The organism is Hymenobacter humi (genome assembly GCF_042665855.1).
Taxonomy (GTDB): domain Bacteria; phylum Bacteroidota; class Bacteroidia; order Cytophagales; family Hymenobacteraceae; genus Hymenobacter; species Hymenobacter humi.
In genome coordinates this window covers 2,408,556-2,434,320 of sequence record NZ_JBHTEK010000001.1, presented here as the reverse complement: position 1 = coordinate 2,434,320, position 25,765 = coordinate 2,408,556, and the positions used below count along the sequence as shown (strand labels likewise).

General features: G+C 60.1%; 20 protein-coding genes and 4 pseudogenes. 17 read left to right on the top strand and 7 right to left on the bottom strand.

The window, feature by feature from the left end; all coding sequences use genetic code 11:
- The first annotated feature begins 177 nt into the window (after window positions 1-177).
- From abc-f to katG, 4 genes and pseudogenes are all read left to right on the top strand, one after another.
- A pseudogene (gene abc-f, locus ACFQT0_RS13635) lies at window positions 178-2,079 on the top strand (ribosomal protection-like ABC-F family protein).
- 403 nt (window positions 2,080-2,482) lie between these two features.
- The gene (locus tag ACFQT0_RS13630) at window positions 2,483-2,824 is read left to right on the top strand and encodes a hypothetical protein (RefSeq protein ID WP_380203509.1); all 342 of its coding nucleotides are present in this window, start codon (window positions 2,483-2,485) and stop codon (window positions 2,822-2,824) included.
- Between the two features lie 102 nt (window positions 2,825-2,926).
- Window positions 2,927-3,232 (top strand): hypothetical protein, encoded by a 306-nt coding sequence (locus ACFQT0_RS13625; RefSeq protein WP_380203507.1) that lies wholly within the window; start codon window positions 2,927-2,929, stop codon window positions 3,230-3,232.
- A gap of 252 nt (window positions 3,233-3,484) precedes the next feature.
- Window positions 3,485-5,698 carry a catalase/peroxidase HPI gene (katG, locus tag ACFQT0_RS13620; protein ID WP_380206017.1) on the top strand — a complete coding sequence of 738 codons (2,214 nt, stop codon included), beginning with the start codon at window positions 3,485-3,487 and terminating at the stop codon, window positions 5,696-5,698.
- A 78-nt stretch (window positions 5,699-5,776) separates the two neighbouring features.
- Here the strand turns inward: katG and ACFQT0_RS13615 are convergent, their stop codons facing one another.
- Window positions 5,777-6,331 (bottom strand): hypothetical protein, encoded by a 555-nt coding sequence (locus tag ACFQT0_RS13615; RefSeq protein ID WP_380203505.1) that lies wholly within the window; start codon window positions 6,329-6,331, stop codon window positions 5,777-5,779.
- A gap of 181 nt (window positions 6,332-6,512) precedes the next feature.
- Here ACFQT0_RS13615 and ACFQT0_RS13610 point away from each other — a divergent pair, with 181 nt between their 5' ends.
- From ACFQT0_RS13610 to ACFQT0_RS13590, 5 genes are all read left to right on the top strand, one after another.
- On the top strand, window positions 6,513-7,850 hold the full coding sequence (locus tag ACFQT0_RS13610; protein ID WP_380203503.1) for a type IX secretion system plug protein: 1,338 nt from the start codon (window positions 6,513-6,515) through the stop codon (window positions 7,848-7,850).
- A 110-nt stretch (window positions 7,851-7,960) separates the two neighbouring features.
- Complete coding sequence (locus ACFQT0_RS13605; RefSeq protein WP_380203501.1) at window positions 7,961-9,421, top strand: M48 family metalloprotease; 1,461 nt, start codon at window positions 7,961-7,963, stop codon at window positions 9,419-9,421.
- 114 nt (window positions 9,422-9,535) lie between these two features.
- The gene (locus ACFQT0_RS13600) at window positions 9,536-10,291 is read left to right on the top strand and encodes a M48 family metalloprotease (protein WP_380203499.1); all 756 of its coding nucleotides are present in this window, start codon (window positions 9,536-9,538) and stop codon (window positions 10,289-10,291) included.
- Entirely contained in the window at window positions 10,245-10,673 is a 429-nt protein-coding gene (locus ACFQT0_RS13595) for a hypothetical protein (RefSeq protein ID WP_380203497.1), read from the top strand. Before ACFQT0_RS13600 ends, ACFQT0_RS13595 begins: the two co-directional genes overlap by 47 nt.
- Window positions 10,619-10,936: a hypothetical protein gene (locus ACFQT0_RS13590; protein WP_380203495.1), complete on the top strand. Its 318-nt coding sequence runs from the start codon at window positions 10,619-10,621 to the stop codon at window positions 10,934-10,936. Before ACFQT0_RS13595 ends, ACFQT0_RS13590 begins: the two co-directional genes overlap by 55 nt.
- A gap of 189 nt (window positions 10,937-11,125) precedes the next feature.
- Here the strand turns inward: ACFQT0_RS13590 and ychF are convergent, their stop codons facing one another.
- Together ychF and ACFQT0_RS13580 are read right to left on the bottom strand one after the other, a co-directional pair.
- Window positions 11,126-12,226, bottom strand: coding sequence for a redox-regulated ATPase YchF (gene ychF / locus ACFQT0_RS13585; RefSeq protein WP_380203493.1), 1,101 nt, complete (start codon window positions 12,224-12,226; stop codon window positions 11,126-11,128).
- Window positions 12,227-12,439: 213 nt separating this feature from the next.
- A complete protein-coding gene (locus ACFQT0_RS13580; RefSeq protein ID WP_380203491.1) occupies window positions 12,440-12,808 on the bottom strand; it encodes a DUF3276 family protein in 369 nt (122 codons plus the stop codon).
- Window positions 12,809-13,057: 249 nt separating this feature from the next.
- Between ACFQT0_RS13580 and ACFQT0_RS13575 the strand changes: the two are divergent.
- The 4 genes and pseudogenes from ACFQT0_RS13575 (at window position 13,058) to ACFQT0_RS13560 (ending at window position 17,103) form a co-directional block, all read left to right on the top strand.
- A pseudogene (locus ACFQT0_RS13575) lies at window positions 13,058-13,976 on the top strand (DUF58 domain-containing protein).
- A gap of 128 nt (window positions 13,977-14,104) precedes the next feature.
- Window positions 14,105-14,563 carry a hypothetical protein gene (locus ACFQT0_RS13570; RefSeq protein ID WP_380203489.1) on the top strand — a complete coding sequence of 153 codons (459 nt, stop codon included), beginning with the start codon at window positions 14,105-14,107 and terminating at the stop codon, window positions 14,561-14,563.
- A gap of 470 nt (window positions 14,564-15,033) precedes the next feature.
- Window positions 15,034-15,414, top strand: coding sequence for a PH domain-containing protein (locus ACFQT0_RS13565; protein ID WP_380203487.1), 381 nt, complete (start codon window positions 15,034-15,036; stop codon window positions 15,412-15,414).
- A gap of 309 nt (window positions 15,415-15,723) precedes the next feature.
- Window positions 15,724-17,103, top strand: a complete 1,380-nt coding sequence (locus ACFQT0_RS13560; RefSeq protein WP_380203485.1) for a DUF937 domain-containing protein — start codon at window positions 15,724-15,726, stop codon at window positions 17,101-17,103.
- A gap of 95 nt (window positions 17,104-17,198) precedes the next feature.
- On the opposite strand, the gene ACFQT0_RS13555 is transcribed toward ACFQT0_RS13560, so the two are convergent.
- The 4 genes and pseudogenes from ACFQT0_RS13555 to ACFQT0_RS13540 all read right to left on the bottom strand — a co-directional run bounded on the left by ACFQT0_RS13555 (window position 17,199) and on the right by ACFQT0_RS13540 (window position 21,488).
- A complete protein-coding gene (locus ACFQT0_RS13555; RefSeq protein ID WP_380203483.1) occupies window positions 17,199-18,170 on the bottom strand; it encodes a deoxyhypusine synthase family protein in 972 nt (323 codons plus the stop codon).
- 169 nt (window positions 18,171-18,339) lie between these two features.
- Window positions 18,340-18,880, bottom strand: a pseudogene (gene hslV / locus ACFQT0_RS13550) (ATP-dependent protease subunit HslV).
- Between the two features lie 126 nt (window positions 18,881-19,006).
- Window positions 19,007-20,729, bottom strand: a pseudogene (locus tag ACFQT0_RS13545) (pyruvate dehydrogenase complex dihydrolipoamide acetyltransferase).
- A 135-nt stretch (window positions 20,730-20,864) separates the two neighbouring features.
- On the bottom strand, window positions 20,865-21,488 hold the full coding sequence (locus tag ACFQT0_RS13540; protein ID WP_380203481.1) for a histidine phosphatase family protein: 624 nt from the start codon (window positions 21,486-21,488) through the stop codon (window positions 20,865-20,867).
- A 141-nt stretch (window positions 21,489-21,629) separates the two neighbouring features.
- On the opposite strand from ACFQT0_RS13540, the gene ACFQT0_RS13535 reads away from it, so the two are divergent.
- The 4 genes from ACFQT0_RS13535 (at window position 21,630) to ACFQT0_RS13520 (ending at window position 25,754) form a co-directional block, all read left to right on the top strand.
- Complete coding sequence (locus ACFQT0_RS13535) at window positions 21,630-22,058, top strand: hotdog fold thioesterase (RefSeq protein WP_380203479.1); 429 nt, start codon at window positions 21,630-21,632, stop codon at window positions 22,056-22,058.
- Window positions 22,058-22,438 carry a hypothetical protein gene (locus ACFQT0_RS13530; protein ID WP_380203477.1) on the top strand — a complete coding sequence of 127 codons (381 nt, stop codon included), beginning with the start codon at window positions 22,058-22,060 and terminating at the stop codon, window positions 22,436-22,438. Before ACFQT0_RS13535 ends, ACFQT0_RS13530 begins: the two co-directional genes overlap by 1 nt.
- Entirely contained in the window at window positions 22,339-23,295 is a 957-nt protein-coding gene (locus ACFQT0_RS13525) for a chorismate-binding protein (RefSeq protein WP_380203475.1), read from the top strand. The genes ACFQT0_RS13530 and ACFQT0_RS13525 overlap by 100 nt, the downstream gene beginning before the upstream one ends.
- Before the next feature lie 335 nt (window positions 23,296-23,630).
- Window positions 23,631-25,754 carry a M28 family peptidase gene (locus ACFQT0_RS13520; RefSeq protein WP_380203473.1) on the top strand — a complete coding sequence of 708 codons (2,124 nt, stop codon included), beginning with the start codon at window positions 23,631-23,633 and terminating at the stop codon, window positions 25,752-25,754.
- Window positions 25,755-25,765: the final 11 nt, after the last annotated feature.

Below are 25,765 nucleotides of genomic sequence, written 5' to 3'. Positions count from 1 at the left end.
CCTACCGGGCGTCGGCAGGCACGAACCAAGTCTTAACGAATAAGGGCGGAAGCTACAGTTTGCTACGGCTGAGCTTTTTATTTTGTGGCTCAGGGAATATTAACCAGGGTTGGGCTGTTTGAAGGCGCCGAGCCAATTGCGCAAGCCGTACCTTTGCGCCCGAATACTCCAGACCCGATGATTTCCATTTCCGACCTCGACTTCCACTTTGGCTCCCGCACGCTTTACGACAACGCCAGCCTGCACATCAAGCCCAAAGACAAAATCGGCCTGATTGGCCTCAACGGCACCGGCAAATCCACCTTGCTGCGCTTGCTGGTGGGCGAATACAAGGCCGACGGCGGGTCGATTTCGATGAGCAAAGACGTGAGCCTGGGCTTCCTGAACCAGGACCTGTTGAGCTACGACACGCACGAGAGCATCCTGCACGTGGCCATGCAGGCCTTCGAGGAAGCACTGGACCTGCAGAAGAAAATCGACGAAATTCTGGTGCAGTTCGAAACCGATTATTCCGATGATTTGGTCGACAAGCTGGCCACCATGCAGGAGCGGTTTGAGGCCCTGGGCGGCTATACCATGCAGTCGCAGGCCGAGGAAATCCTCGAAGGCCTGGGCTTCACGACTGAGGAATTGTCCAAGCCGCTCAAGACCTTCTCGGGCGGGTGGCGGATGCGCGTGATGCTGGCCAAAATCCTGCTCCAGAAGCCTTCGCTCCTGCTGCTTGACGAACCCACCAACCACTTGGACCTGCCGTCTATCAAGTGGATAGAAAACTACCTGGCCGACTACGAGGGCGCGGTTATCATCGTATCGCACGACCGCGAATTCCTGGACCGCACCACCAACACCACCGTGGAAGTAACCGGCGGCAAGCTGGTGCCCTACGCCGGCAACTACTCCTACTACCTCGAAGAAAAAGAAGAGCGCAACCTGATTCAGAAAGGCGCTTTCGAAAACCAGCAGTCGCAGATTCGGGCTGCCGAGCGCTTCATTGAGCGCTTTAAGGCCAAGGCCAGCAAGGCCAAGCAGGCCCAGAGCCGCGTGAAGGCGCTGGATAAGCTGGAGCGCATCGAGGACGTGGCCAGCGATGCGGCCAAGATTAACATGAAGTTCCAGTTCAAGGTGGAGCCCGGCCGGCACATCCTGCGCATGGAGCACGTGATGAAGAAGTACGACCAGAAGCTGATTTTCCGCGACACCCACGTGCACATCGAGCGGGGCGACAAAATTGCCCTCATCGGCGCCAACGGCAAGGGCAAATCGACGCTCATGCGCCTGGTGGCCGGCACCGAAGCTCCCACCGACGGCAAGCACCGCCTGGGCCACAACGTCATCATGTCGTTCTACGCCCAGCACCACCGAGTCGCTGACCATGGAGAACGAAATCATCCAGGAGATGCTGGAAGCCGGCTCCAAGCGCAGCGAAATGGAACTGCGCTCGGTACTGGGCTCATTCCTGTTCACGGGCGAGGAAGTGTTCAAAAAAATCAAGGTGCTGAGCGGCGGCGAAAAAGCCGCGTGGCCCTGGCCAAAACCCTGATTTCGGAAGCCAACTTTCTGCTCCTCGACGAACCGACCAACCACTTGGACATGGTGTCGGTCAACATCCTGATTCAGGCCCTGGAGCAGTACCAGGGCACGTTCATCGTCATCAGCCACGACCGTTTCTTTGTGGAGAATGTGGCCACCAAAATCTGGTACATCGAAGACTTCCAGCTAAAGGAGTACCCCGGCACCTACGCCGAGTACGAGCAGTGGCAGGAAGACCGCGAGAAAGCCGCCAAGAAAGCTGGCCTGCCCAGCCCCTCAGCCCCCAAGCCCATGCCCAAAGTGGAAGAGGCCAAGCCCAGCCACACCAGCAACAGCAACAGCAACGACGCCAAGAAAGCCGCCAAAGAGCTGGCCGAAGTGGAAGCCCGCATCACGGCGCTCGAGAAAGAGCTGGCCATTTACGAGGCCCAATTGGCCGATTCGGCCATCTACTCCAACGCCGCGCAGCTAAAAGACGCGACGCTGAAATTTGAGACCGTGAAGAAAGAATTAGCTGCTCAAACCCAACGTTGGGAGCAACTGATGTAGCCCCCGGCAACACTTGATGCAGCTAAAAGCGACCGGCGCTGTTCCTATATAGGAGCAGCGCCGGTCGCTTTTTGGCACTGGGCAATTGAGCTAATCTTAGGTTCTGATTGGCTTCGGAGCGTGAAGTACCCCTGTGCTCTTTTGCCCACCTGACGTCGAGCCCGTGCCATTGGCAGTTCTGGCACATAGGCACTTTTCGGTGCTAAATCATCGGTTATCAGCTTGGTAGCAGAAGCGTTGCCCGCCGGATACACAGAAAGTTTTGGGGATTTGTTAGGTGGTCTGACAAATTTCCATTTACTTTGAAACACAAAGTTCTTTTGAAGCACCAAAAGCAGAGGAGGTTTGGAGCTGTGGGCATGTTCTCCACATTTAACCGGCTTCATTTCCAGTCTAGCCCTAATTGTTCACTTCAATCTCAAAGGAGAAACAAGCCATGAATAATACCTCAAATTTCATAAGGGGCGAATCAATTATTTCGAATGTAACCGGGTGGCTATTTGGCCTGGTTGCGCTGGCAATCGGCGTAATAAATACATTTTGGGGAAATGACCCCGGCTTTGGCCTTTTTATTATCCTGCTGGCTTTCTTCTTTTTCCCACCGCTAAATGTTTTCCTCAAAGAGAAAACCGGGTTTGTCATTCCTAGAGTTGCGAAATGGCTTTTGGGCTTTTTTATTCTCTGGGCTTCCTTAGGCGTAGGCGAATTATTCAATAAGATTGAGCTGATGATGGCGTCTTTTTAATAATTAATCCGGAGCGACCTACGCGCACATAAACTAATTCATATAACCTGATTACCTGCGCTTTATGCACATTTCACCCAAAACCTCATAAAAGAAAAAGCCATGAATAATAACTCAAATGTTATGAGTGAAAACTCAATTGTATTTAACCTAATCGGGTGGGTATTTGCAACGCTGGTTTTCGCAATTGGCATAGCGAATTTGCTTTGGGTGCATCCGGTTCCGGGAATTGCTTACCTACTTCTCTCTTTGGTTTATTTTCCTCCGGCAAACGCTTTGCTCAAGGAGAAAACGGGGTTTGCTATTCCTAAAATCGTAAAAATCGGCCTGGGTATTATCATCGTCATGTTCACCCTGGGCGTGAGTGACCTGGGAGATATGATAGATAAAAAGGCCTGGATATCCTGAACCGTTTTAGTGATTCTGATGCGTCATCAGCGGGCCGGGGTGGGCTAATGAACCCTCTTTGCGGCTTCGTTGCCTGGGGCTGGCATGGGCTAGCTAGGCTATCAAAATCTTAGCCCGGCCGTCTGACGAATAACCTGACAGATTTACAAGTGATAGCGCAAACTTTTCGGGGAGCTACGCATTGTAAGGGGGCGAAATAAACCGCCATTTCAACATGCATAACCCCCAAGGCACCCCGCCCCCGAAAACTCCATCCTCTACGAACTGAACGAGCCCGCGGCCCAATGCCCGTTTAGCAGTGGCGCCGTGAAACAAAGCGCCGGCGGGGGCCGCACCAACCGCGAGTGGTGGCCCAACCTGCTCAAGCTAAGCATCCTGCGCCAGCACGCCGACCTGTCCAACCCACTGGGCAAGGATTTCAACTACGCCGAGGAGTTCAAGCAGCTTGATTTGAATGCCGTCAAGCAGGACTTGTTTGCGCTGATGACGGATTCGCAGGACTGGTGGCCAGCCGACTACGGGCATTACGGCCCGTTCTTCGTGCGGATGGCCTGGCACAGCGCCGGCACTTACCGCATCGGCGATGGCCGGGGCGGCAGCGGCTCGGGCGCCCAGCGCTTTGCGCCCCTCAACAGCTGGCCCGACAACGCCAACCTCGACAAGGCCCGCTTGCTGCTGTGGCCCATCAAACAGAAGTACGGCCAGAAGATTTCCTGGGCCGACCTGATTGTGCTGGCCGGCAACTGCGCCCTGGAGTCGATGAACTTCCAGACCTTCGGTTTCGGCGGTGGGCGCGACGACGTGTGGGAACCCGAGCAGGACATTTACTGGGGCCCGGAAACCGAGTGGCTGGGCGACAAGCGCTACACCGAGGACCGGGAGCTGGACAACCCGCTTGCCGCCGTGCAGATGGGCCTCATCTACGTGAACCCGGAAGGCCCGAACGGCGAGCCCGACCCGGTGCGCTCGGCCCGCGACATCCGCGAAACCTTCGGCCGCATGGCCATGAACGACGAAGAAACGGTGGCCCTGATTGCCGGCGGCCACACCTTCGGCAAAACCCACGGCGCCGCCGACCCCGGCCAGTACGTGGGCAAGGAGCCCGCGGGAGCCAGCATAGAAGAAATGGGTTTGGGCTGGCGCAACAGCTTCGGGCAGGGCCACGGCGGTGACACTATTACCAGCGGCCTCGAAGGCGCCTGGACCAGCACGCCCGCCCAGTGGAGCAACGACTACTTCGATAACCTGTTCGGCTTCGAATGGGAGCTGACCAAGAGCCCCGCCGGGGCGCACCAGTGGCGGCCCGTGAACGGCGGGGGCGCCGGCACCATTCCCGATGCCCACGACCCGGCCAAAAAACACGCCCCCTTCATGCTGACCACCGACATCGCCCTGCGGGCCGACCCGGCGTATGAAGTCATTTCGCGGCGCTTCCACGAAAACCCCGCGGAGTTTGCCGATGCATTTGCCCGGGCCTGGTTCAAGCTGACGCACCGCGACATGGGCCCCAAAGAGCGGTACCTGGGCCCCGAAGTGCCCACCGAAGAGCTGCTCTGGCAAGACCCCATTCCGACCGTTACGCACCCGTTGGTTGATGCGCAGGATGTGGCCACTCTGAAAGCCAGGATTCTGGCTTCCGGCCTGTCGGTGTACCGCCTGGTGTCCACGGCCTGGGCATCGGCCTCTACTTACCGCGACTCCGACAAGCGCGGCGGCACCAACGGCGGGCGCCTGCGCCTGGCCCCGCAGCGCAATTGGGAAGCAAACAACCCAGCCCAACTGGCTCAGGTGCTGCAAACGCTGGAAGGCATCCAGCGGGAGTTCAACAGCGCGCAAGCCGATGGCAAGCAGGTTTCTATGGCCGACTTGATAGTATTAGCCGGCGGGGTTGGCATCGAACAGGCAGCCCAGAAAGCCGGGCAGGTGGTGACGGTTCCGTTCACCCCGGGCCGCGCCGATGCCTCGCAGGCGCAAACCGACGTCGTGTCCTTCGCAGCGCTGGAGCCGGCGGGCGACGGCTTCCGCAACTACCTGAAGCCTCATCACAAGGCCGCGGCCGAGGAAATGCTGGTCGACAAAGCCCAGCTCCTGACGCTGACCGCCCCGGAACTGACGGTGCTGTTTGGCGGCTTGCGGGCCATCAACATCAACTACGACCAGTCGCAGCACGGCGTCTTCACCACCCGTCCGGGCGCGTTGACCAACGACTACTTCGTGAACCTGCTCGACATGGGCACTACGTGGAAATCCACGTCGGATGCGCAAAACACCTTCCAGGGCCGGGACCGCAAGACCGGGCAAGTGAAGTGGACCGGCACCCGCGTGGACCTGATTTTCGGCTCCAATTCTGAGCTGCGGGCCCTGGCGGAAGTCTACGGCTGCTCGGATGCGCAGGAGAAGTTTGTGACCGACTTCGTGGCGGTGTGGACCAAGGTGATGAATCTGGGCCGTTTCGACCGAGCTTAACTCATTATTGGGCAAACAAAAAGCCTCGCCTACAGCAATTGCTGTAGGCGAGGCTTTTTGTTAAATCCTAATGAAGCGCTATTTAGCGGCAGCGGCAGGAGGAGTTACCTTGTAGCCAAGAGTTTGCAACACGAACAGCCGGTCGTAGTAAATGCGGTCAGCATCAATCTTCCCGTTCGTAACGTGAGCGGTGTATTGCACCGGGAATCCGGCCTTTTTGCCGTTTTGGGTGAAGCTGTAGTCGCCCCATATGGAAACCCAGTTGCCCTTCAGCTTGCCCGATTTCACGCGAAATGTTTCGTACACAAAGCTCAATTTTCGATTCATTTGGGTGGCATAGGTTTGCTTCCAGTTGCTCATTACTTTCTCGGTATTGAACGAATCCGCCGCGGACGGGCCGTATCCTTTGTAATTGCTGGCCAACAACAGCTGGGCTTTCGCGGCATCTCCTGCGACCATCATGTTGATGTAGTCGCTCACAACCTTGATATCGGCGTCTGCCGTGGGGTTGGCCTCCACCTCGTCTTTGTAGCGGGCCGGGGTGGCCGTTTTCGTTTGCGCTTGAACCGATAAGGTGGCCACCGCGAGTAGAAGGCTGGCAACAGAGAGTGCAACTGTAAATTTTTTGTTCATGTGAATTGTGAAATGAGTGAAATGAGTGAAATGGATTTAAGAATTACCTAAGCAGAAAGAATTCAACCTAAAGGCACGAATGTACTGTATATTTTACTTATCCAATTTTTATTTGCAGTATATACTGTGGGATGACTTACAGCTGCCAGTGCTGACAAGCGCTTGGTCTTACTTTCGCGGCATGCGCATCTCCCGTTTCGCCTCCCTCCTGCTCCTCGCCACCGCCTGCGTTCCCCTCGGCACGCCCATCACCAGCACCAGCCCGGCCGCCACTGGCACCCAAAAGGCGCCGGAATACTACGCCGACAAAACCCTGCGCTACCAGGACTACACCTACTCGCCCGACGTGCGCAGCGTGCAGTGCTACGTGGCCACGGGCCAGCCCAACGAGGTGTTTCAACCGCCGGTGGTGCCGTTGGGCCGCAGCCAGGCCATCACCCTGGAGTTTGACGTGCTGGGCGAGCAGAGCCAGCGCTACACGGCCAAGCTCATACACTGCGACGCCAACTGGCAGCCCTCGGTGCTCACCGACATGCAGTTTCTGAGCGAGATAAACGAGTTTTTGGTAACCGATTACCGGGTGGGCATCAACACCAAGGTGCCGTACTTCCACTACCGGCTGCGGGCCCCGGGCGTGAAGCTGAGCGGCAACTACCTGCTGGTGGTGCAAAGCCCGGGCAGCGTGCCGCTGGTGTCGCGCCGGCTGCTGGTGTATGAAAACCAGGTGCAGGTGGCCCTCAAGCCGGGTATTGTGATAGGCGGAGCCGAGCGCTACACCCTGCAGCAGCTCGATTTTGGCATCGGCTATTCCAGTGTAAATCTGGTCAATCCCATGTCGGAAGTGAAGGTGGTGCTGCGCCAGAACTTCCGCTGGGACAACGCCAAGTACAACCTGCGGCCCACCTTCGTGCGCGACGCCGAGCGCCGGCTAGAGTACCAGTACTTCGGCTTCGAAAACGCCTTTCCCGGCCTGAGCGAATACCGGTTTTTTGATACCCGCTCGGTGCAGGCCGCTGGCATTGGCGTGCTGCGTATCGACCCGCAGGCTACTCCCGTGGCCGCTACGCTGCAGCCCGAAGCCTCGCGCGCCAAGCAGGCGTACAACCAGTACCAAGACGCCAACGGCCAGCGCGTATTTGAAAGCCGTGAGTTCGGCAACGGCGACACCAACGCCGACTACGTCGACGTGACGTTTCAGCTCAAGGCCGAGCAGCCCGCGCCCGGCCCCGTGTACGTGCTCGGCGCCCTCACCGACTGGCAGCTCAAAGACGAGTTTAAGCTGACCTACGACGAGGGCAAGCAGCTTTACACCGGCCACGCCCTGCTCAAGCAAGGCTACTACAACTACAGCTTTGCCGTGGGGGCAGCACGCGGCGCGGCCCCCAACGAAGTGTACTTCGAAGGCAGCCACCAGGAAACCGAAAACCAGTACGACCTGCTGGTGTACTACCGCCCGCCGGGCACCCGCGCCGACCTGCTCATCGGCTACCAAACCGTGGGGGTGAACAACCGGCAATAAGGCGGCCGTACAACCTGCTCCGTTCGGTTGCGTTTGTTAGCGCACACCAGCGGCCTACCAGGCGCCGGCCGATATCCGGCCGCACGCCCGGGGTCGGCATTCCCACCCATATGAAAACACGCTTTCCCCTCAGCCTTGCCACGGTAGCTTTACTGCTGTTTAGTGGCTGTGCAACCAACCCCGTCACCGGCAAGAAAGAAGTCATGCTGGTATCGGAAGGACAGGAGCTGGCCATGGGCCAGCAGTCGGACCCCGCCGTAGTGGCCCAGTTTGGCTTGTATCCGGATGATAAGCTGCAGAAGTTCATCAACGACAAAGGCAAGCAGATGGGCGCCGTCTCGCACCGCCCCGAACTCACCTACAACTTTCGGGTGGTGGATTCGCCCATCATCAACGCCTTTGCCATTCCCGGCGGCTACGTGTACTTCACGCGCGGCATTATGGCCCACTTCAACAACGAGGCGCAGTTTGCCGGCGTGCTGGGCCACGAAATTGGCCACGTCACTGCCCGCCACTCGGCCAAGCAGCAAACCAGCGCCATTATCGGGCAGGTAGGCCTGATGGGGGCCATGATTGCCTCTCCCAGGCTGGCTCAATTTGGCGAACAGGCCATGCAGGGCATGCAGCTGCTGTTCCTGAAGTTTGGGCGCGACGATGAGCGGCAGTCCGACGAGTTGGGCGTGGAGTATTCGTCGAAAATCGGCTACGACGCCAGCCAAATGGCCGATTTCTTCCAGACCCTGGCCCGCCAGCAGCAGCAGTCCAAGGCCGAGGCCATACCCGACTTTCTCTCGACCCACCCCAACCCCGAAGACCGGTACAACACCGTGCACAAGCTAGCCGACGACTGGAAGCAGAAAAACGGCAACCCCAAGCTGGCCATCAATCGCGACCAGTACCTGCGCCTCATCGACGGCATGGTGTACGGCGAAGACCCCAAGCAGGGCTTCGTGGAAAACAGCATGTTCTACCACCCCGAGCTGAAGTTCCAGATGCCTGTGCCCACCGGCTGGAAGAGCCAAAACACGCCCCAGCAGTTCCAAATGGCCGACCCCGCCGGCAAAGCCCTGCTGATTCTGATGACGGCCCCCGGCTCAACCCTGGAAGAAGCCGCCCAGGCCATTGCCAAGCAGCTCAGCCTGCAGCCCACCGAGTCGCGCAACACCACCATCAACGGCTTCCCGGCCCTGGCCTTCGTGGCTGACCAGGTGCAGCAGGACCAGCAAACCGGCCAGCAGGTGGCGGGCGTAAAAGTGCTGGGCCACATCATTCAGGACGGCAAAACCCTGTACGCGCTGCTCGGTGTGTCGGCTCCGGCCGATTTCCCGACCTACGCCCCGCAGTTCAGCAGCGTGGCCGAATCCTTCAAGCGCCTCACCGACCCCGACAAGCTCAACCGCCAGCCCGAGCGCATCCGCATCAAGAAGCTGGCCCTGCGCAGCAGCCTTTCGCAGGCCCTGAGCAGCAACGGCGTGCCCGAAAAGCGCCTCGAGGAAATGGCCATCCTGAACGGCATGCAGCTCAACGAGCAGGTGAACGCCGGCTCGCTGATAAAAGTGGTCGGGAAATAACTGGCATTATGTTGGATTACTAACGCTCGGGCTTGCCGCGCAACCCAGATTCCTGCGGTGCGTTTGCAAGCTCAGCCGCTGCATCCCGCGTGGCTCACCTAGCTATATACGAATATGAAATTCTCCTTCTTGCGTACCGGCGCCGCGCTGCTGTTGCCGTTGAGCTTAATCAGCACCATTCCCAGCTTTGCCCAAGGCCCCAAGCCCGACCCGCAGGTTCTGGCTCAATTTGGCCTCTACAACAATTCCAAGCTGCAAAGCCTGATTGACACCAAAGGCCAGCAGATGAACAAGGTCTCGGACCGCCCCGGCGACTACGGCTTCACCATCGTGGACTCGCCCATCATCAACGCCTTTGCCACGCCCGACGGCCACGTGTACTTCACGCGCGGCATCATGGCCCACTTCAACAGCGAGGCGCAGTTTGCCGGCGTACTCGGCCACGAGTTGGGCCACATCACGGCCCGGCACGGGCAGAGCCAGCAGCGCCGCTCCACGGCCGCGGGCATTGGCTTGCTGCTGGGCTCGATTATCGCCCCCAAAATCACGCAGTCCATCGGCGGCATTGCCCAGCAGGGTTTGGGCGTGTTGTTCCTGAAATACGGCCGCGACGACGAGCGAGAGTCTGACCAGCTGGGCGTAAAATACTCGACCAAAATCGGCTACGATGCCAGCCAGATGGCCGACTTCTTCCAGACCCTGCAGCGCAACGAGCAGCAGAACGGAGGCTCCAGCGTGCCCACCTTCCTCTCCTCCCACCCCAACTCGGCCGACCGCTACGCCACGGTTAAAAAGCTTGCCGCCCAGGCTAAGCAAAACGCCGGTGGCCGCCACCAACGTGGGCCGCGACTCCTACTTGCGCATGATTGACGGCCTGCCCTACGGCGACGACCCGCGCCAGGGCTACGTAGAAGGCGGCGTGTTCTACCACCCCGACCTGAAGTTCCGCATGCCGGTTCCGTCGGGCTGGAAGTCCCAGAACTCCCCTTCCCAGTTCCAGATGGCCGAGCCCAGCGGCAAAGCCATGATAGTGCTGGTGCCCGCCAGCGGCAACTCCTCGATGAAGCCGCCCAAGGCCTGGCCAAGGCCATTGGCCTGCAATCGGCCAACGCCCAACGCACCACCATCAACGGCTTCCCGGCTGTGGCCATGCAAGGCCAGCAAGCCGCCGACCAGCAAGGCCAGGCCGGAGCCGCCGTGCTGGCTCACGTCATCCAGGACGGCAGCAACTACTACGGCATCGTGGGGCTGACGGCACCATCTACGTTTTCGTCTTACAGCAATACCTTCAGCAGCGTAGCCCAAGGCTTCGCCCGCCTCACCGACGCGAGCAAGCTCAACCGCCAGTCCGAAAAAATCCGCATCAAAACGGCCACCGGCACCCAAACGCTTGACCAGGCCCTGGCCGCCAATGGCATTCCGGCCAACCGCCGCGAGGAAATCGCCATACTTAACGGCATGCAGCGGTCCGACCGTCTGAGCAAAGGCATGCTGTATAAGGTAGTGGCCAAATAGACCACTGATTGGCACGGATTTAAGCGGATTTCACGGATTTTGTAGATGGCGCGGCTAAGCTCTGGCGAGCTTTCCTCTACTCATCCAGCAACTTCACAAAAAAGGCTTGCCAATTGGCAAGCCTTTTTTAATTAGGGAACCGTCCACAAAATCCGTGAAATCCGCTTAAATCCGTGCCAATCAGTGGTCCTAGACGTTGAAGCGGAAGTGCATGATGTCGCCATCCTGCACCACGTAGTCTTTGCCTTCCACGGCCATTTTGCCGGCTTCTTTGATTTTCACTTCGGTCTTGTACTCCTGGTAGTCGGGAAGCTTGATAACCTCGGCGCGGATGAAGCCTTTCTCGAAATCGGAGTGGATAACGCCGGCTGCGGCCGGCGCTTTATCGCCGCGATGGATGGTCCAGGCGCGTACTTCCTGCACACCGGCGGTGAAGTAAGTAATCAGGTTGAGCGGCTCGTAGCTGGCGCGAATGAGCTTGTTCAGGCCCGATTCGGTGAGGCCGTACTCGCCCAGGAACATGGCTTTTTCCTCGGGGTCTTCCATCTCGGCAATCTGGGCTTCGATGGCGGCCGACACTAGCACCACCTGGGCACCTTCGGCTTTCACGTGCTCGCGCAGGGCGGTTACGTGGTTGTTGCCGTTGCTGGCAATGCTGGCTTCGTCCACGTTGGCCACGTAAATCACGGGCTTGATGGTGAGCAGCTGCAGGTCGGCTACGGCTTCGAGCTCGTCGGGCGTAGCCTGGATGGCGCGGGCGTTTTGGCCGGCTTCCAGCGCGTCTTTGAAACGCTGCAGCACCGCCACTTCTTTCTTGGCCACGGCGTCGCCGCCCTTGGCGCTGCGCTCCGATTTCACCAGCTTCTTGTCCACACTCTCCAGGTCTTTAATCTGCAGCTCGGTGTCGATAACGTCCTTGTCGAACACGGGGTCGACGCCGCCGGCTACGTGCACGATGTTGGGGTCGTCGAAGCAGCGCACCACGTGGATGATGGCGTCTACCTCGCGGATGTTGGCCAGGAATTTATTGCCCAGGCCTTCGCCCTTGCTGGCGCCCTTCACGAGGCCGGCAATGTCGACAAACTCGATGATGGTGGGCAGCACGCGCTTGGGATTCACAAGGGCTTCCAGAATCTGGAGGCGCTCGTCGGGCACGGTGATGACGCCCACGTTGGGCTCGATGGTGCAAAAAGGATAGTTGGCCGATTCGGCCTTGGCGTTCGAAAGCGCGTTGAAAAGAGTGGATTTACCGACGTTCGGCAAGCCGACGATACCGCAGCGGAGGCCCATATTGGGAGTGAATGAGTGACTGAGTGATTGAGTGAATTGGGGGCAATTCGGCCGCAAAGGTACAGCTTGCAGCAACGCCAAACGGCGCGAACGGACTTTAATCCATTCGCGCCGTTTGGCGTTGCTGCAAGCTGGTTGTTGGTTTCTAGTTTCTGGTTGCTGGCTTGAGAACCGCCAAATAACCAGAAACAAGCAACCAGAAACTAGAGACCCTTAGTAACTCTCCTCGCTCTTGTTGGGGTCGAAGGCGGGCCGCTCGAACTCCGGACGGGGTCGGTCACGGTCGTCGAAGTCGCGCGGGCGGTCGAGCTCCGCTACTTCTTCGGGGGTCAGCAATTCCTCCCGAACGTATTCTACGGCATCCTGCAGGGCATCCACGAACTTCAGAAAGTCCTCCTTGTAGAGGAAGATTTTATGCTTTTCGTAGGAGACCGAGTCGTCGCCGTTCTGGCGGCGCTTGCTCTCGGTGATGGTCAGGTAGTAATCCTGGCCGCGGGTGGCTTTCACGTCGAAGAAATACGTGCGCTTGCCGGCTTTAATACGTTGGGAGTAAATTTCTTCCTGGTCGTGACGGTCGTCCACGGGAATGGGTTGGGGTATGAGTGGGAAATAAAATCGCGCAGTTAATTGAGGGGCCTAACTTACGAAGGTTGAGCCAAAGGTAAACGCCGCGGCTGCGCTTGCTGTTGGTAGAACGTCATGTCGAGCGTAGCCGAAACATCTCGCTCGCATCGTTGACCTATTGATTTAGTGGTGGCACGCGAGATGTCTCGGCTACGCTCGACATGACGTTCTTTACAACCCCATTTGCTTGCCCTCTCCTACTGCCTTATGCCCCTAGACCTCGCCGCCATCCGTTCCTTCGAAAACCTCGAGTTTCTGGCCCGCCAGCTGGTCGATGGCTTCATCACGGGCCTGCACCAGTCGCCCTACCACGGCTTTTCGGTCGAGTTTTCCGAGCACCGCCTCTACAACCCCGGCGAAAGCACGCGCCACATCGACTGGAAGGTGTTTGCCCGCACCGACAAGCTGTTTGTGAAACGCTACGAGGAAGAAACCAACCTGCGCGCCCACATCCTGCTCGACGTGAGCCCCAGCATGTATTACCCCGCGCCGGGCTATGACAAGCTGAAATTCAGCATCCTGGCCGCCGCGGCGCTCACCACCCTGCTCACCCGCCAGCGCGATGCCGTAGGTCTCGTCACCTTCGCCGAGGCCGTGGAGCAGCAAACGCCGGTGCGCTCCACCAGTACCCACCGCCACACCCTGCTCCTGCTCCTGCAGCAGCTGCTAGAGCGGCCGCCCGCTCCCAAAACCGTGCGCAGCACCGACGTGGCCGGCACCGTACACGCCATCGCCCAACAGATTCCAAAACGCTCGCTCGTTATCCTGTTCAGCGACATGCTGGGCCGCAGCAAATCGGAGCAGGACGATGCCCTGGCCGCCCTGCAGCACCTCAAGCACCAGCACCACGAGGTGCTGCTCTTCCACGTGCTCGACCGTGCCACCGAAGCCAATTTTGACTTCGCCGAGCGGCCGTACATCTTCGAGGACATCGAAACCGGCCAGGAAATCAAGCTGCAGCCTTCCCAGATAAAAGAGCAGTACCAGGCCGCCATGACGGCCTACGAGCAGGAGCCTGGCCCTGCGCTGCGGCCAACTGCGCATCGATTTTGTGCCGGTCGACGTGCGCGAGCCCTTCGAGAAAGTGCTCTATGCCTACCTGGTAAAGCGCGGCAAAGTGCGGTAAACGAGCTGGTTGGCGGGCAGTGCACGAAACAAAAGCCGTTCGTCATTTGTCCGAAGCACCACCGTGGCGTAGCATTGCACTTTCTTTGGCGTGGGTTCGGCCCAGGCCTTCACCTCTTTCACCCTTCTATGTACCCAATTCTCCTCGCGCTGCACTCCTGGTCCCGCTGGCTGGTCATCATCTTCGGCCTTATCGCCATTTACCGTGCCTACGTGGGCTGGACGGGTCGCCGCCGCTTTGTGGGCGCCGACAACGGCATGGGCGCCAGCTTCGTGGGCTCCATGCACCTGCAGGTGCTGCTGGGCCTGGGCCTCTACTTCGGCCTGAGCCCCTGGGGCCTGAACGCCATGAAGCAGGCCGGCGCAATGAAAGACCCCACGGCCCGCTTTTTCGGCATGGAGCACGTGGTGGTGATGATACTGGCCGCCGTGCTGGCGCAGGTAGGCCGCACGCTTTCCAAGAAAGCCAAAGACGACACCATCAAGCATAAAAAAGCCTTCACTTACTTCGCAATTGCACTCGTACTGGTGCTGCTTATGATTCCGTGGGGCATTTGGAACCCGGCACGGCCGTTATTTCGCTTTTAGTTATTAAGTTTGGAGGACTAAGAGTAAATCGCCCCCTCCTGCTATTTTGCATTATAATCTATTGTTGAAATCGTGCCTTCTGAGCTCAAACGTTCCTACTCGGTAGAGGACTTCTCTGATTTGATAAGTTCCCGGCTCCAAATGATTGAGAGTCAGAAAGAGGCTCAGCAGCGCTATGGCAGTTTGCTGGCCGTGCTACGCCAGCAAGTCGATACCTATCGCCAACGGCGCCCCCGGAAGTAGCTACCGGCCTGAGGCCGATTTTCAGTGTCCCTACAACAGAACGCCTGCCGGATGTGTATCCGGCAGGCGTTCTGTTGTAGGGACGTTTCTGGTTAAACCACTTTGAGCCAGCGGGCAGCCCCCGGGTGCGAGCTCAGCGCAGCGCAACTCGTGCCAGTACAGGCTCCGAAACCAAAGCAACTAATATTCCCTATACTTCGGGGTACTTCACCAACAACCACCTTTATATGGGCTTTTTCTCTGCAATACTGGGCAACGCGGGCGTTGTCCAACCCGCCGAACTGCACGGCGAATACGGCGTGCTGCTCGCCGACGGCGAAGCCATTGAAATCGGCTTCAAGCTGGTGCGCGACGTCTTTATCTTCACCAACAAGCGGCTGATTCTGGTTGAAAAGCAAGGCCTGACTGGCAAAAAGACAGACTACCTGTCCATCGCCTACAAAAGCATCTCCCGCTTTGGCATCGAAACCGCTGGCCACCTGGACCTGGACGCCGAACTGAAAATTTGGGTATCGAGCGAGGCACAGCCCAGCATCATCCGCAAATTCAATAGCCAGGTCAATATCTACGACCTGCAAAAGGTGTTAGCCCAACACGTGTTGGGCTAACTTGCTGCTACCAAAATCAGCCATTACGCTGCGGGAATTACAAGTGAGAAAAGTCCTTCACCGAACACGTGAAGGACTTTTTTGCGCAAAAGCGAAATGCGGGTGAAAGACCTCCCGAACCGCGCATCCGGGTGGCAGATAGCAGGTATATGCTTTGGTCTTTTTATCGGCGCGGGAAGCAATTTTCGCTGCTGAACACTCACAATTGTCCGTTAAGCATATCAGTATCGAAGTATTAAATTCCGCAATCATCCGCACCAATCCAGCAATCGTATAGCGCTGTATGTCTAACCCTTAAACACCCGAGCAATGAGTAGCAACCTAATAGACATTGTGCAGAACTACTTCGCAGGCGACACCGTGCGCCAAACCAGCACGGCGCTGGGCGAGAACGAGAGCAGCATCGGGACGGCGCTGCGCAGCGTGGTTCCCCTGGTGCTGGGCGGCATATTTGCGCGCTCGCAGCAGCCGGGCGGCAGCACCGAGCTGTTTGGCATGGCGCAGCAAGCGCACAGCAACGGCATTTTGGGCAACCTGGGCAGCCTGCTGGGTGGCTTGAGAAGCGGCAGTGCCGCGCCCGCTTCCGACGGGGGCCTGCTCAACCGCGGTACCGAACTGCTGCGCTCGGCGCTGGGCCACGGCTACACGCCCGCCGTGGAAGGTGTGAGCCAGCAAGCCGGCGTGAAGACCTCTACGGTGAGCAGCCTAATGAGCATGGCCGTGCCGGTGGTACTGGGTGTATTGGGCAAGCACGCTGCTGAGAATAACCTGGATGCCAACGGCTTCAGCAACTACCTGAGCAGCCAGCGCGGCAGCATTATGGGGGCGCTGAGCAGCTTGCCGGCTGGGTTGGGCTCGGTGCTTTCCGGGCTGGGCCTCGGGGGCGTGGCCGCCGGCGTGGGCAATGCCGCGACGGGCGCGGCCCGCAGCATGGGCAATACGGTTTCGGCAGCCACCGAACGCACCGGCGATGCCCTGCGCAACACGGCCCGCGACGTTGAAACAACGACTTCATCGCCAAGCCGCTGGCCCTGGCTTTTGCTGTTGCTGCTGGGATTGGCCGCACTGCTATATTTCATGCGCAGCTGCAACAAAACTCCTGAGGCCACGGCGCCGGCCACCACCGAATCCGTGACGGACACTACCACCACAACGACCACCACGGTCACGGCGCCCTCCGGCCGCTATGACGACGCCACCGGCAACTACATCTACGACACGGGCACCACCGCCAACATCACGCTGCCCGATGGCACGGTGCTCAACGTGGGCAAGAATTCGGTGGAAGCCCGGATGTTCAATTTCCTGAACGATGCCAACCAGACCGTGAGCGACGACAAAACCCAGGGCTGGATGAGCCTCGACCGAGTGTATTTCAACACGGCCAAGTCCACGCTCACCGCCGAGTCACAGGCGCAATTGAAGAACATTGCCGCCATCCTAAAAGCCTTCCCGAACGCCGCCATCAAACTAGGAGGTTACACCGACAACCAAGGCAAGGCCGCCATGAACCTGGCGCTCAGCACCGAGCGCGCCAACACCGCCCGGCAGGCCGTCATCGCCAACGGCATCGATAAGGGCCGCGTGACGGCCGAAGGCTACGGGCCGGAGCACCCCATCGCCTCGAACGACACCCCCGAAGGCCGCGCTCAGAACCGTCGGGTAGACGTGCGCGTCACCAAGAAATAAGGGCATCCGCGCACAAGCCTGCCGGGCTTGTGGCACAACAAAAAAGCCAGCCGCTACAGTAGCGGCTGGCTTTTTTGTTAGCTCAACTCAGACAATTATTGCCCGAGCACGATGGCAAATACCAGCGGGGCCACAATGGTCGCGTCGCTCTCGATGATGAACTTCGGCGTTTTCTCGCCCAGCTTGCCCCAGGTGATTTTCTCGTTGGGCACGGCGCCGGAGTAGCTGCCGTAGCTGGTGGTGGAGTCCGAAATCTGGCAGAAGTAGCCCCACAGCGGCACCTCGTGGCGCTGCAGGTCCTGGTGCAGCATCGGCACCACGCAGATGGGGAAGTCGCCGGCGATGCCGCCGCCAATCTGGAAGAAGCCGATTTTGCTTTCCTCGGTGGCGGTTTCGGTGTACCAATCAGCCAGGTACATCATGTACTGAATGCCCGTGCGCATGGTGTGCACGTTCATGATGTCGCCCGTCATCACGTGGCCGGTGTAGATGTTGCCCAGCGTAGAGTCTTCCCAGCCCGGGCACACAATCGGCAAGTTCTTCTCGGCGGCGGCCAGCATCCAGGAGTTTTTGGGGTCAATCTGGTAGTACTGCTCCAGCTCGCCCGAAAGCAGAATCTGATAGAAGAATTCGTGGGGGAAGTACGATTCGCCGGCCTTATCGGCCTTTTCCCAGTATTTCAGCACCACGTGCTCGAGGCGGCGCATGGCTTCCTCTTCCGGAATGCAGGTATCGGTCACGCGGTTCAGGTGGCGCTTGAGCAGCTCGTGCTCGTCGGCGGCCGTCAGGTCGCGGTAGTTCGGAATCCGCTCGTAGAAATCGTGGGCCACCAGGTTGAAGATGTCTTCTTCCAGATTGGCGCCGGTGCAGCTGATGATTTGCACCTTGTCCTGCCGAATCAGCTCGGCCAATTGGATGCCCAACTCGGCGGTGCTCATGGCACCAGCCAGCGTTATCATCATCTTGCCACCATCGGCGAGGTGGGCGGTATAGCCATCGGCGGCGTCGATGAGCGCGGCAGCGTTGAAGTGACGGAAGTGGTGGCGAAGGAAGTTAGTTACTTGCATTTTTGGGTGGGTTATTATCTGGGTTAATTGAACGGGTCATGCCGAGCGCAGCCGAGGCATCTCGCGTGGGGTAGCAATCAAAATCGTTTCGACGATTGAATTAGTAAAGCACGCGAGATGCTTCGGCTACGCTCAGCATGACGTTCTGGTTGGTTTTTCAACCGACTGATTAGCTCGGCGACTCAATCATCAGGTTATGATTGGTGTAAATGCAGATGTCGGCGGCAATGTGGAGGGCGTCTTCCACCATTTGCCGGGCCGACAGGTGCGGGGCGTGTTTCTTGAGCGCCAGCGCGGCGGCCTGGGCATACATGGCCCCGCTGCCGATGGCGGCCACGTCGGAGTCGGGCTCTAGTACGTCGCCGGTGCCGCTAAGGATGAGCAGGCTCGTCCTTGTCGGCCACCACCATCATGGCTTCCAGCTTGCGCAGGTACTGGTCTTTGCGCCATTCCTTGGCCAGCTCAATGGCGGCGCGCTTGAGGTTGCCGCCGTAGCCGTTCAGCTTTTCGTCGAATTTGTCGAGCAGCATAAAGGCATCGGCCGTAGAGCCGGCAAAACCGGTCACGATTTTGCCATCCTGCAGCTTCCTGATTTTGCGCACGTTGCTCTTGGCCACGTGCTTGTCCATGGTGGCCTGGCCATCGGCGCCGAGGGCGATTTCGCCGTTGTGGCGGATTCCCAGGACGGTTGTAGAACGGATTCTGGTCATTGGATTCGGTAAAATGTAGGGGCGGGGCTCGTCCCCGCCCGTCGTTGAACGGAATTGAACAGGGAATGCCTAATTCAATCGTTCAACGACGGGCGGGGACAAGCCCCGCCCCTACTTCAGTTAAAATCAAATCAGCATGCGCATGGGGTCTTCCAGCAGGCCTTTCAGGGTCTGGAGGAAAGCGGCGCCGGTGGCGCCGTCCACCACGCGGTGGTCGCAGGCTCAACGTCACCTTCATGATGTTGCCGACCACAATCTGGCCGTCCTTCACGATGGGCGTCTGCTTGATGCCGCCCACGGCCAGGATGCAGGCATCGGGCGGGTTGATGATGGCCGTGAATTCGTCAATGCCGAACATGCCCAGGTTGGAGATGGTGAAGGTGCTGCCCTCCCACTCGGCGGGCTGCAGCTTCTTGCTCTTGGCTTTACCGGCCAGCTCTTTTACTTCGGTGGCGATTTGCGACAGGCCTTTCTGGTCGGCGTTGCGAATCACGGGCACCAGCAGGCCTTCATCTACGGCCACGGCCACGCCGATGTTGATGAGCTTATTCTGGCGGATTTTATCGCCGAGCCACGAGGAGTTTACCACCGGATGCTGGCGCAGGGCCACGGCCGCCGACTTCAGCACCAGGTCATTAAACGACAGCTTGATGGGCGACAGCTCGTTGAGCCGAACGCGGGCTTCCATGGCCTTGTCCATGTTGATTTCCATCGTGAGATAGAAATGTGGAGCCGTGAACAGGCTTTCCGAGAGGCGCTTGGCAATAACCTTACGCATCTGCGATACGGGCGTATCGGTGTAGGTGCCTTCGGTGGCGGCCGGCGCGCTGGGAGCCGCTTGTGGCGCGGCGGCCGGAGTGGCAGTTGGGCTGGGAGCGGCGGGAGCAGCTTGAGGAGCGGGAGCAGCCGAGGGCTGGAAGTTCTCCACGTCGCGCTGCACGATGCGGCCGTTGTCGCCGGAGCCCACTACCTGGGCCAGGTTGATTCCTTTCTCTTTGGCAATGCTCTTGGCCAGCGGCGAGGCCAGGATGCGGCCAGCGGGTGCGGCTGCTTGGGCCGGAGCTACCGGAGCAGCCGGGGCAGTGGCGGGCGCGGCCGGCGCTTCAGCAGCCTTGGGGGCTTCGGGGGCGGGTGCCGCAGCAGCACCACCGCTCTGGCCGCCCAGAAGGGCTTGAATGTCGGCTCCTTCTTCGCCGATGATGGCCAGGATGCCATCGACGGGCACTGCTTCGCCAGCTTTGGGACCGGTGTAGAGAAGGGTGCCGTCTTCGTAATTCTCCAGTTCCATCGTGGCCTTGTCGGTTTCGACTTCGGCCAGGATATCGCCGGACTTCACTTTATCGCCTACTTTCTTGAGCCAGGAGGCAATGGTGCCCTCGGTCATGGTGTCGCTCATTTTGGGCATGCGCACCACAGTGGCTTTCTTGCCATTAGCTGGCGCGGCCGGAGCTGCTGCAGCTGGCGCAGTAGCCGCGGCGGGGGCAGCTTGCGGGGCAGGAGCGGCTGGGGCAGGTGCCGGAGCAGCCTCGGCCTTGGGAGCTTCGGCAGCCGGCGCGGCACCGCCGCTTTGGCCGCCCTGGGCCTGGGCCAGCAGGGCCGAGAAATCCTCGCCTTCCTTGCCCACGATGGCCAGCACACCGTCTACTACCACCGATTCTTTTTCCTTCGGCCCGATGTAGAGCAGGGTGCCGTCTTCGTAATTCTCCAGCTCCATCGTGGCTTTGTCGGTCTCGACTTCGGCCAGGATATCGCCGGATTTAACTTTATCACCCACTTTCTTGAGCCAGGCCGCGATGGTCCCTTCGGTCATCGTGTCACTCATTTTGGGCATTTTTATGATTTCGGCCATCGGGTTTGTCGCGCTTGAATTGAGGAGGCCAAAATTAGCCCGAAAAGTTGGCCAGACAATTTCTGGCCGCATTCCATTGCTTACAACCCGCTTTCGGGCCTACGGCACGCCAATTTCCGACGGTACCCTGGCACCCTAAGCTGGAACCTGCAGATGCGATACATCCAGGAAATTCTTCACTGTAAACATGCTGCCGGTGTATTCCAGCTTATAGAGGCATAAGTTGCTGTGCTCGAAGCCTTCCATGTAGCTCAGCGGGTAGTTGAGCAGCTGGCAGAGCATCACGCGCATGGCGCGGCCGTGCATGCAGATGAGCACCGTTTGCTCTTCTTCCCGGGATTTCAGCAGCTCAATAAAAGGCCGTTGGCGCGCGGCTACTTCCTCGGGACTTTCGCCGCCGGTGAGGCGGGCGTGGGTGTTGCCGGCGGCCCAGCCGGCCAGCACCTGGCGGTATTCGGCGTCTTCTTCGAGGGTAATGCGGGTACCCTCGCGCACGCCCAGCCTGATTTCGTTCAGGCCGGCGTGGGCTTCGTGGGGCAGGCCCAGGTCCAGGAACTGCTGCACCGACTCGTGCGTACGCCGCAGGGCCGAGGTGTAGATTTTGTCGAAGGGCATGTGCTGGTAGGCCGTAAAAAACTGCGCGGCCTGGCGCCGCCCGGTCTCGTTCAGGCTCGAATCGACGCCGCTGCCCTGCACAATGCCCTGCACATTGAAATCGGTCTGGCCGTGGCGCAGCAGAAAGATGGTCCGGGCCCTCACGTTGCGTGTAGTTTTGCGTGAACATGCTTCAACAATAGGTCAAAGTACGGGGTTTTAAACCCGGCCGTTGGCCGTTATCCTAAACAACCGGCAGCGAGCGCGCCACTTCCGGCTTTGCTCGGCTGCCCCGCCCCTCTCCCCATGACATTGGAAGAAGTGAAGCGCTGGACGGCTTCCCGCCCAACCCTGGCCGATGCTCTCGGCATTGAAATCACCGAAGTAGCTGAAGGCTACATCGAAGGCCGCATGCCCGTCGACGGCCGCACCCACCAGCCCATGGGCCTGCTGCACGGCGGCGCCTCGGTGGCGTTTGCCGAAACGCTCGGCAGCATCGCGGCCGCTACGCGCGTCGACCGCACCAAGCAGGCCACCGTGGGCCTCGAAATCAACGCCAATCACCTCAAAGGAGTTCGCGACGGCTGGGTGCGGGGCCGCGCCACGCCCGTGCATGTGGGCCGCAGCACGCAGGTGTGGGAAATCCGCATCAGCCACGAAGAAACCGGCGCGCTGGTGTGCATCAGCCGCATCACCATGGCTGTGATTGACCTGCCGGCCGCAAAAACCGCCTGATGAACACCAGCAACTTCCGGCAACTGCGGTGGCCCGCCGTGGCCACCGGCCTCGATGCGGCGGCCCGGCTGCGGCACGTAGCGGCCGGCGCCCTGCGCACAAACCGGCCGCTGGCGGTGTGGCGCGAGCCCGGCGCCCCGCCCCGCTTGCTGGTGGCCCGCTCCCTGGAAGCGGCCTACACGGGCTTGCCACCGGCGCTCGATGCCCAGGCGCCGGCGGGCTTTGCCTTTTTCCTTTCCGCGACTCCGACCACAACCCGGCGCTGTTTCTGCCCGCCGACGTGCTCTACGACGCCGCCCAGCCCGATGTCGTGGCCGTTTCGGCCCTGGCCCGCGACCTGGTGCCAGCCCTCACGGCCTGGCTGGCCGCCGCGCCAGTAGAGCAGTTGAGCTGGCACCACAGCGCCCAGCCCCTGCCCCACGCCGCTACCGAAGCCGAGTACACCGCGCTGGTGCGCACGGGCGTGGCGGCCATTGAGGAAAAGGAAGTAGTGAAAGTGGTGACGTCGCGGGCCGCGCGCCGGGCCCTGCCCACCGGCTTCGACCCGCTCGCGGCCTTCGACGACTTGAGCCAAAAATATCCGCAGGCGTTTGTGTCGCTGGTGAGCGTGCCCGGCGTAGGCACTTGGCTGGGGGCCACGCCCGAAATCCTGGCCGAAGTCACTGCCGATGGTACTTTCAGGACCATGGCCCTGGCCGCCACCCAGCCACTCACGGCCGACGTGACGCCGCGCACGGCCATCTGGCGGCAGAAGGAAATCGAAGAGCAGGCCCTGGTGGCACGCTACATCGTGAGCTGCTTCAAGCAGCTGCGGCTGCGCGAATACCACGAAACCGGCCCCCGCACCGTCATTGCCGGCCAGCCTGCTGCACCTGCGCACCGACTTCGAGGTGAACCTGCAGCACGTGCCGTTCCCGTCGTTGGGCACAGATATGCTGCGGCTGCTGCACCCACTTCCGCCGTGGGCGGCATGCCCAAAGTGGCCGCCATGGCGTTTCTAAACAAGCACGAAGGCTACGACCGCGCTTACTACAGCGGCTTTCTGGGCCCGGTGAACGTGGCCGCGCCCGGCATTGCGCGCCTCTATGTAAACCTGCGCTGCCTGCAGCTGCACGCCCACGAAGCCGTTCTCTACGCCGGCACCGGCCTGACGGTGGATTCGGACCCGGAGCGGGAATGGCAGGAAACGGAAATGAAATTGCAAACCGTGGGCACTGTGATTGCAGCAGCCTCCTAGCAGCATTTGTGACTTAAGCAGCTCAACCGCGCCGTCTGTCATGCTGACGCAGGAAGCATCTTATCACGCCTGAACCGTTCAGCGGTGATAAGATGCTTCCTGCGTCAGCATGACAGACGATTGAACATGAACTGAGGTTTAGGATAACGGCCAAGTGAAAAACGCAGCAAAACATATCTACAGACATGCTTAAACCAGCTCAGCATTCGTTTTAGGCAGATGTCCTTTTCCGTGCCCGCTTCCTCCTCTTCCGGTAAATACCTTCGCTTTCACATCTGTCCAAATTCATTCACCCGAATAAACGCCCCGTGCTTATGCGCTTTTTTACATTGCTGTTGCTGCTTAACAGTTGGGCTGGAGTAGCCGGGGCTCAGTCGCCGGCGTTGCTGCAGGCGTATGCCCGCACGAGTGCCGTTGCGGGCCGGGAAGAGGAAGCCAGCCGTTTCGTGCAGGCGTTGTTCAAGGCCGGGACTGTGCAGCGCGACCGCCTCGGCAACCTAGTGCTGGTGCTGGGCAGCGGCACCCCGCGTCGCCTGTTGGTGGCCCCGCTCGATGAGCCGGGGTACGTGGTGAGCCAAATTCAGGACAATGGCTACCTGCGGGTGGCGCCCGTGGGCGGCGGGCAGGTTGGGCCGCTGTTCCATCAGTTTCTGGAGGGCCACGATATAAGCATCCTCACCGAGCAGGGCGCCCGCAACGCCATCTCGTGCGTACCATCCTCGCACTACGAAAACCTGCGGGCGGAGCCGGAAAGAAACAAGCTTCCCTTTTCCTGGCAGTCCTCTTTCCTCGACGTTGGCGCCGGCTCGGCCGCGGGAGTAGCCCAACAAGGCATTTGCCTGCTCGACCCGCTTACACTTGAAAAGAAGCCCGTAATCATGGCCCAGCAGTGGGTGGCGGCCCCGGCCATGAAGGCCAAAGCGGCGGCCATGGCGCTGGCCACCGTGGCCCAAACGCTGGCCGCCACACCCGTGAAGGGGACGGTGGTAATCGCCTGGACCACGCTGGAACTACTAAACGGCAAAGGCTTTGAAGCCGTGGCCAACCAGTTCGGTCCCTTCGAGGAAGTGTACCGCTTCGACCGCACCCTGGAGGCTGAGCCCACGAGTACAGCTCAATTTCTGGCTAGCCCGGCGCTGCCTTCGACCCTGCCGGGGCAGGTGCTCGTGCAGCCGGCCCGGCCCGCCCGCAAGCCCGTGCTTCCCAATACCAAGCTGGCCGCGGCCCGCACCTACCTGCTGGGCTTGCCGGCCCGATACGCCAATACGCCCGTGGAAGCCGTAACGGTGGCCGACGTGCAGCTGGCGCAGGCATGGCTGCGCGCCGCTGGCGCTACCACTACTACCCTGGCCACGCTGTCGCTGCCCGCCGCTAAGCCCGGACCCAAGCAACCAGCCCAATCGCAACAGGCCAAGCTCCTGGCCGGCCTCGTGGCGCAATACGGCGTGAGCACGGCCGAGACGCCCGTGCGCGAATTCATTGCGCGGCAGCTGCCCGCCTGGGCCAAACCCGTGGTGGACCCGGCCGGCAACCTGACGCTGACCTTCGGGCAAGGCAAGCGCCACTTGGTTTTCGTGGCGCACATGGACGAGGTGGGCTTCGTGGTCGATTCCATCCGCCCCGATGGCCGGCTGGTGCTCGGCCTGAAAGGCGGGGCGTACACCTGGCTGTGGGAAGCGCAGCCAGCCTTGCTGCACATTCCGGGTCAGGCAGATATCGCGGCGGTATTTGAGCCCCGGCCGGGCTACCAGAAGGCCACCAAAAGCGCGCCCACCACGGCCCTAACTGCGTTTGCGGGTTTTACTTCGGCCCAGCAGGCCCAGGCCGCCGGCATTCGACCGGGCAAAACCTCCGTGACCATGCCCAAGCAGCTGCGGCCGCTGGGCCCGCAGCGGGCCGCCGCCCGGGGCTTCGACGACCGGGTGGGCTGCGCGGCCTTGCTGCTGAGCCTGCAGAAGTTAGACCCCGCCAAGTTGCCTTACCGCGTCACCTACGTGTGGTCGGTGGGCGAAGAAATTGGGCTGATTGGCTCCGCCTTTGCCGCGCAGCACCTGCAGGGCGCCAGCGTGGTGTACCCCATCGACACGTTTGTATCGTCGGACGCGCCCCAGGAATCCCGGACTTTTGGCTACTGCCCGCTGGGGCAGGGCGCCGTAATCCGGGTATTGGAAAGCCCGAACTTTGCCCGGCGCGACCTGGTGCGGGATGTGCACGCCCTCGCCGACCGTCAAAAGATTCCCATTCAGGAAGGCATGACCGTGGGCGGTACCGACGGGCTGGAATTCCTGAACTACGGCATCCCGTCGGTGCCGCTTTCCTGGCCGGGCCGCTACTCGCACTCGCCCGTAGAAGTGCTCGACTACCGCGACATGGACAGCCTCGTGCGCCTGCTGCGGGCACTGGTGCAAGCGGAGCCCGCGGTCAAGCCTGCTTCAAGAACTGCCAAACCCCGACCCTAGCTAAGGGCGCA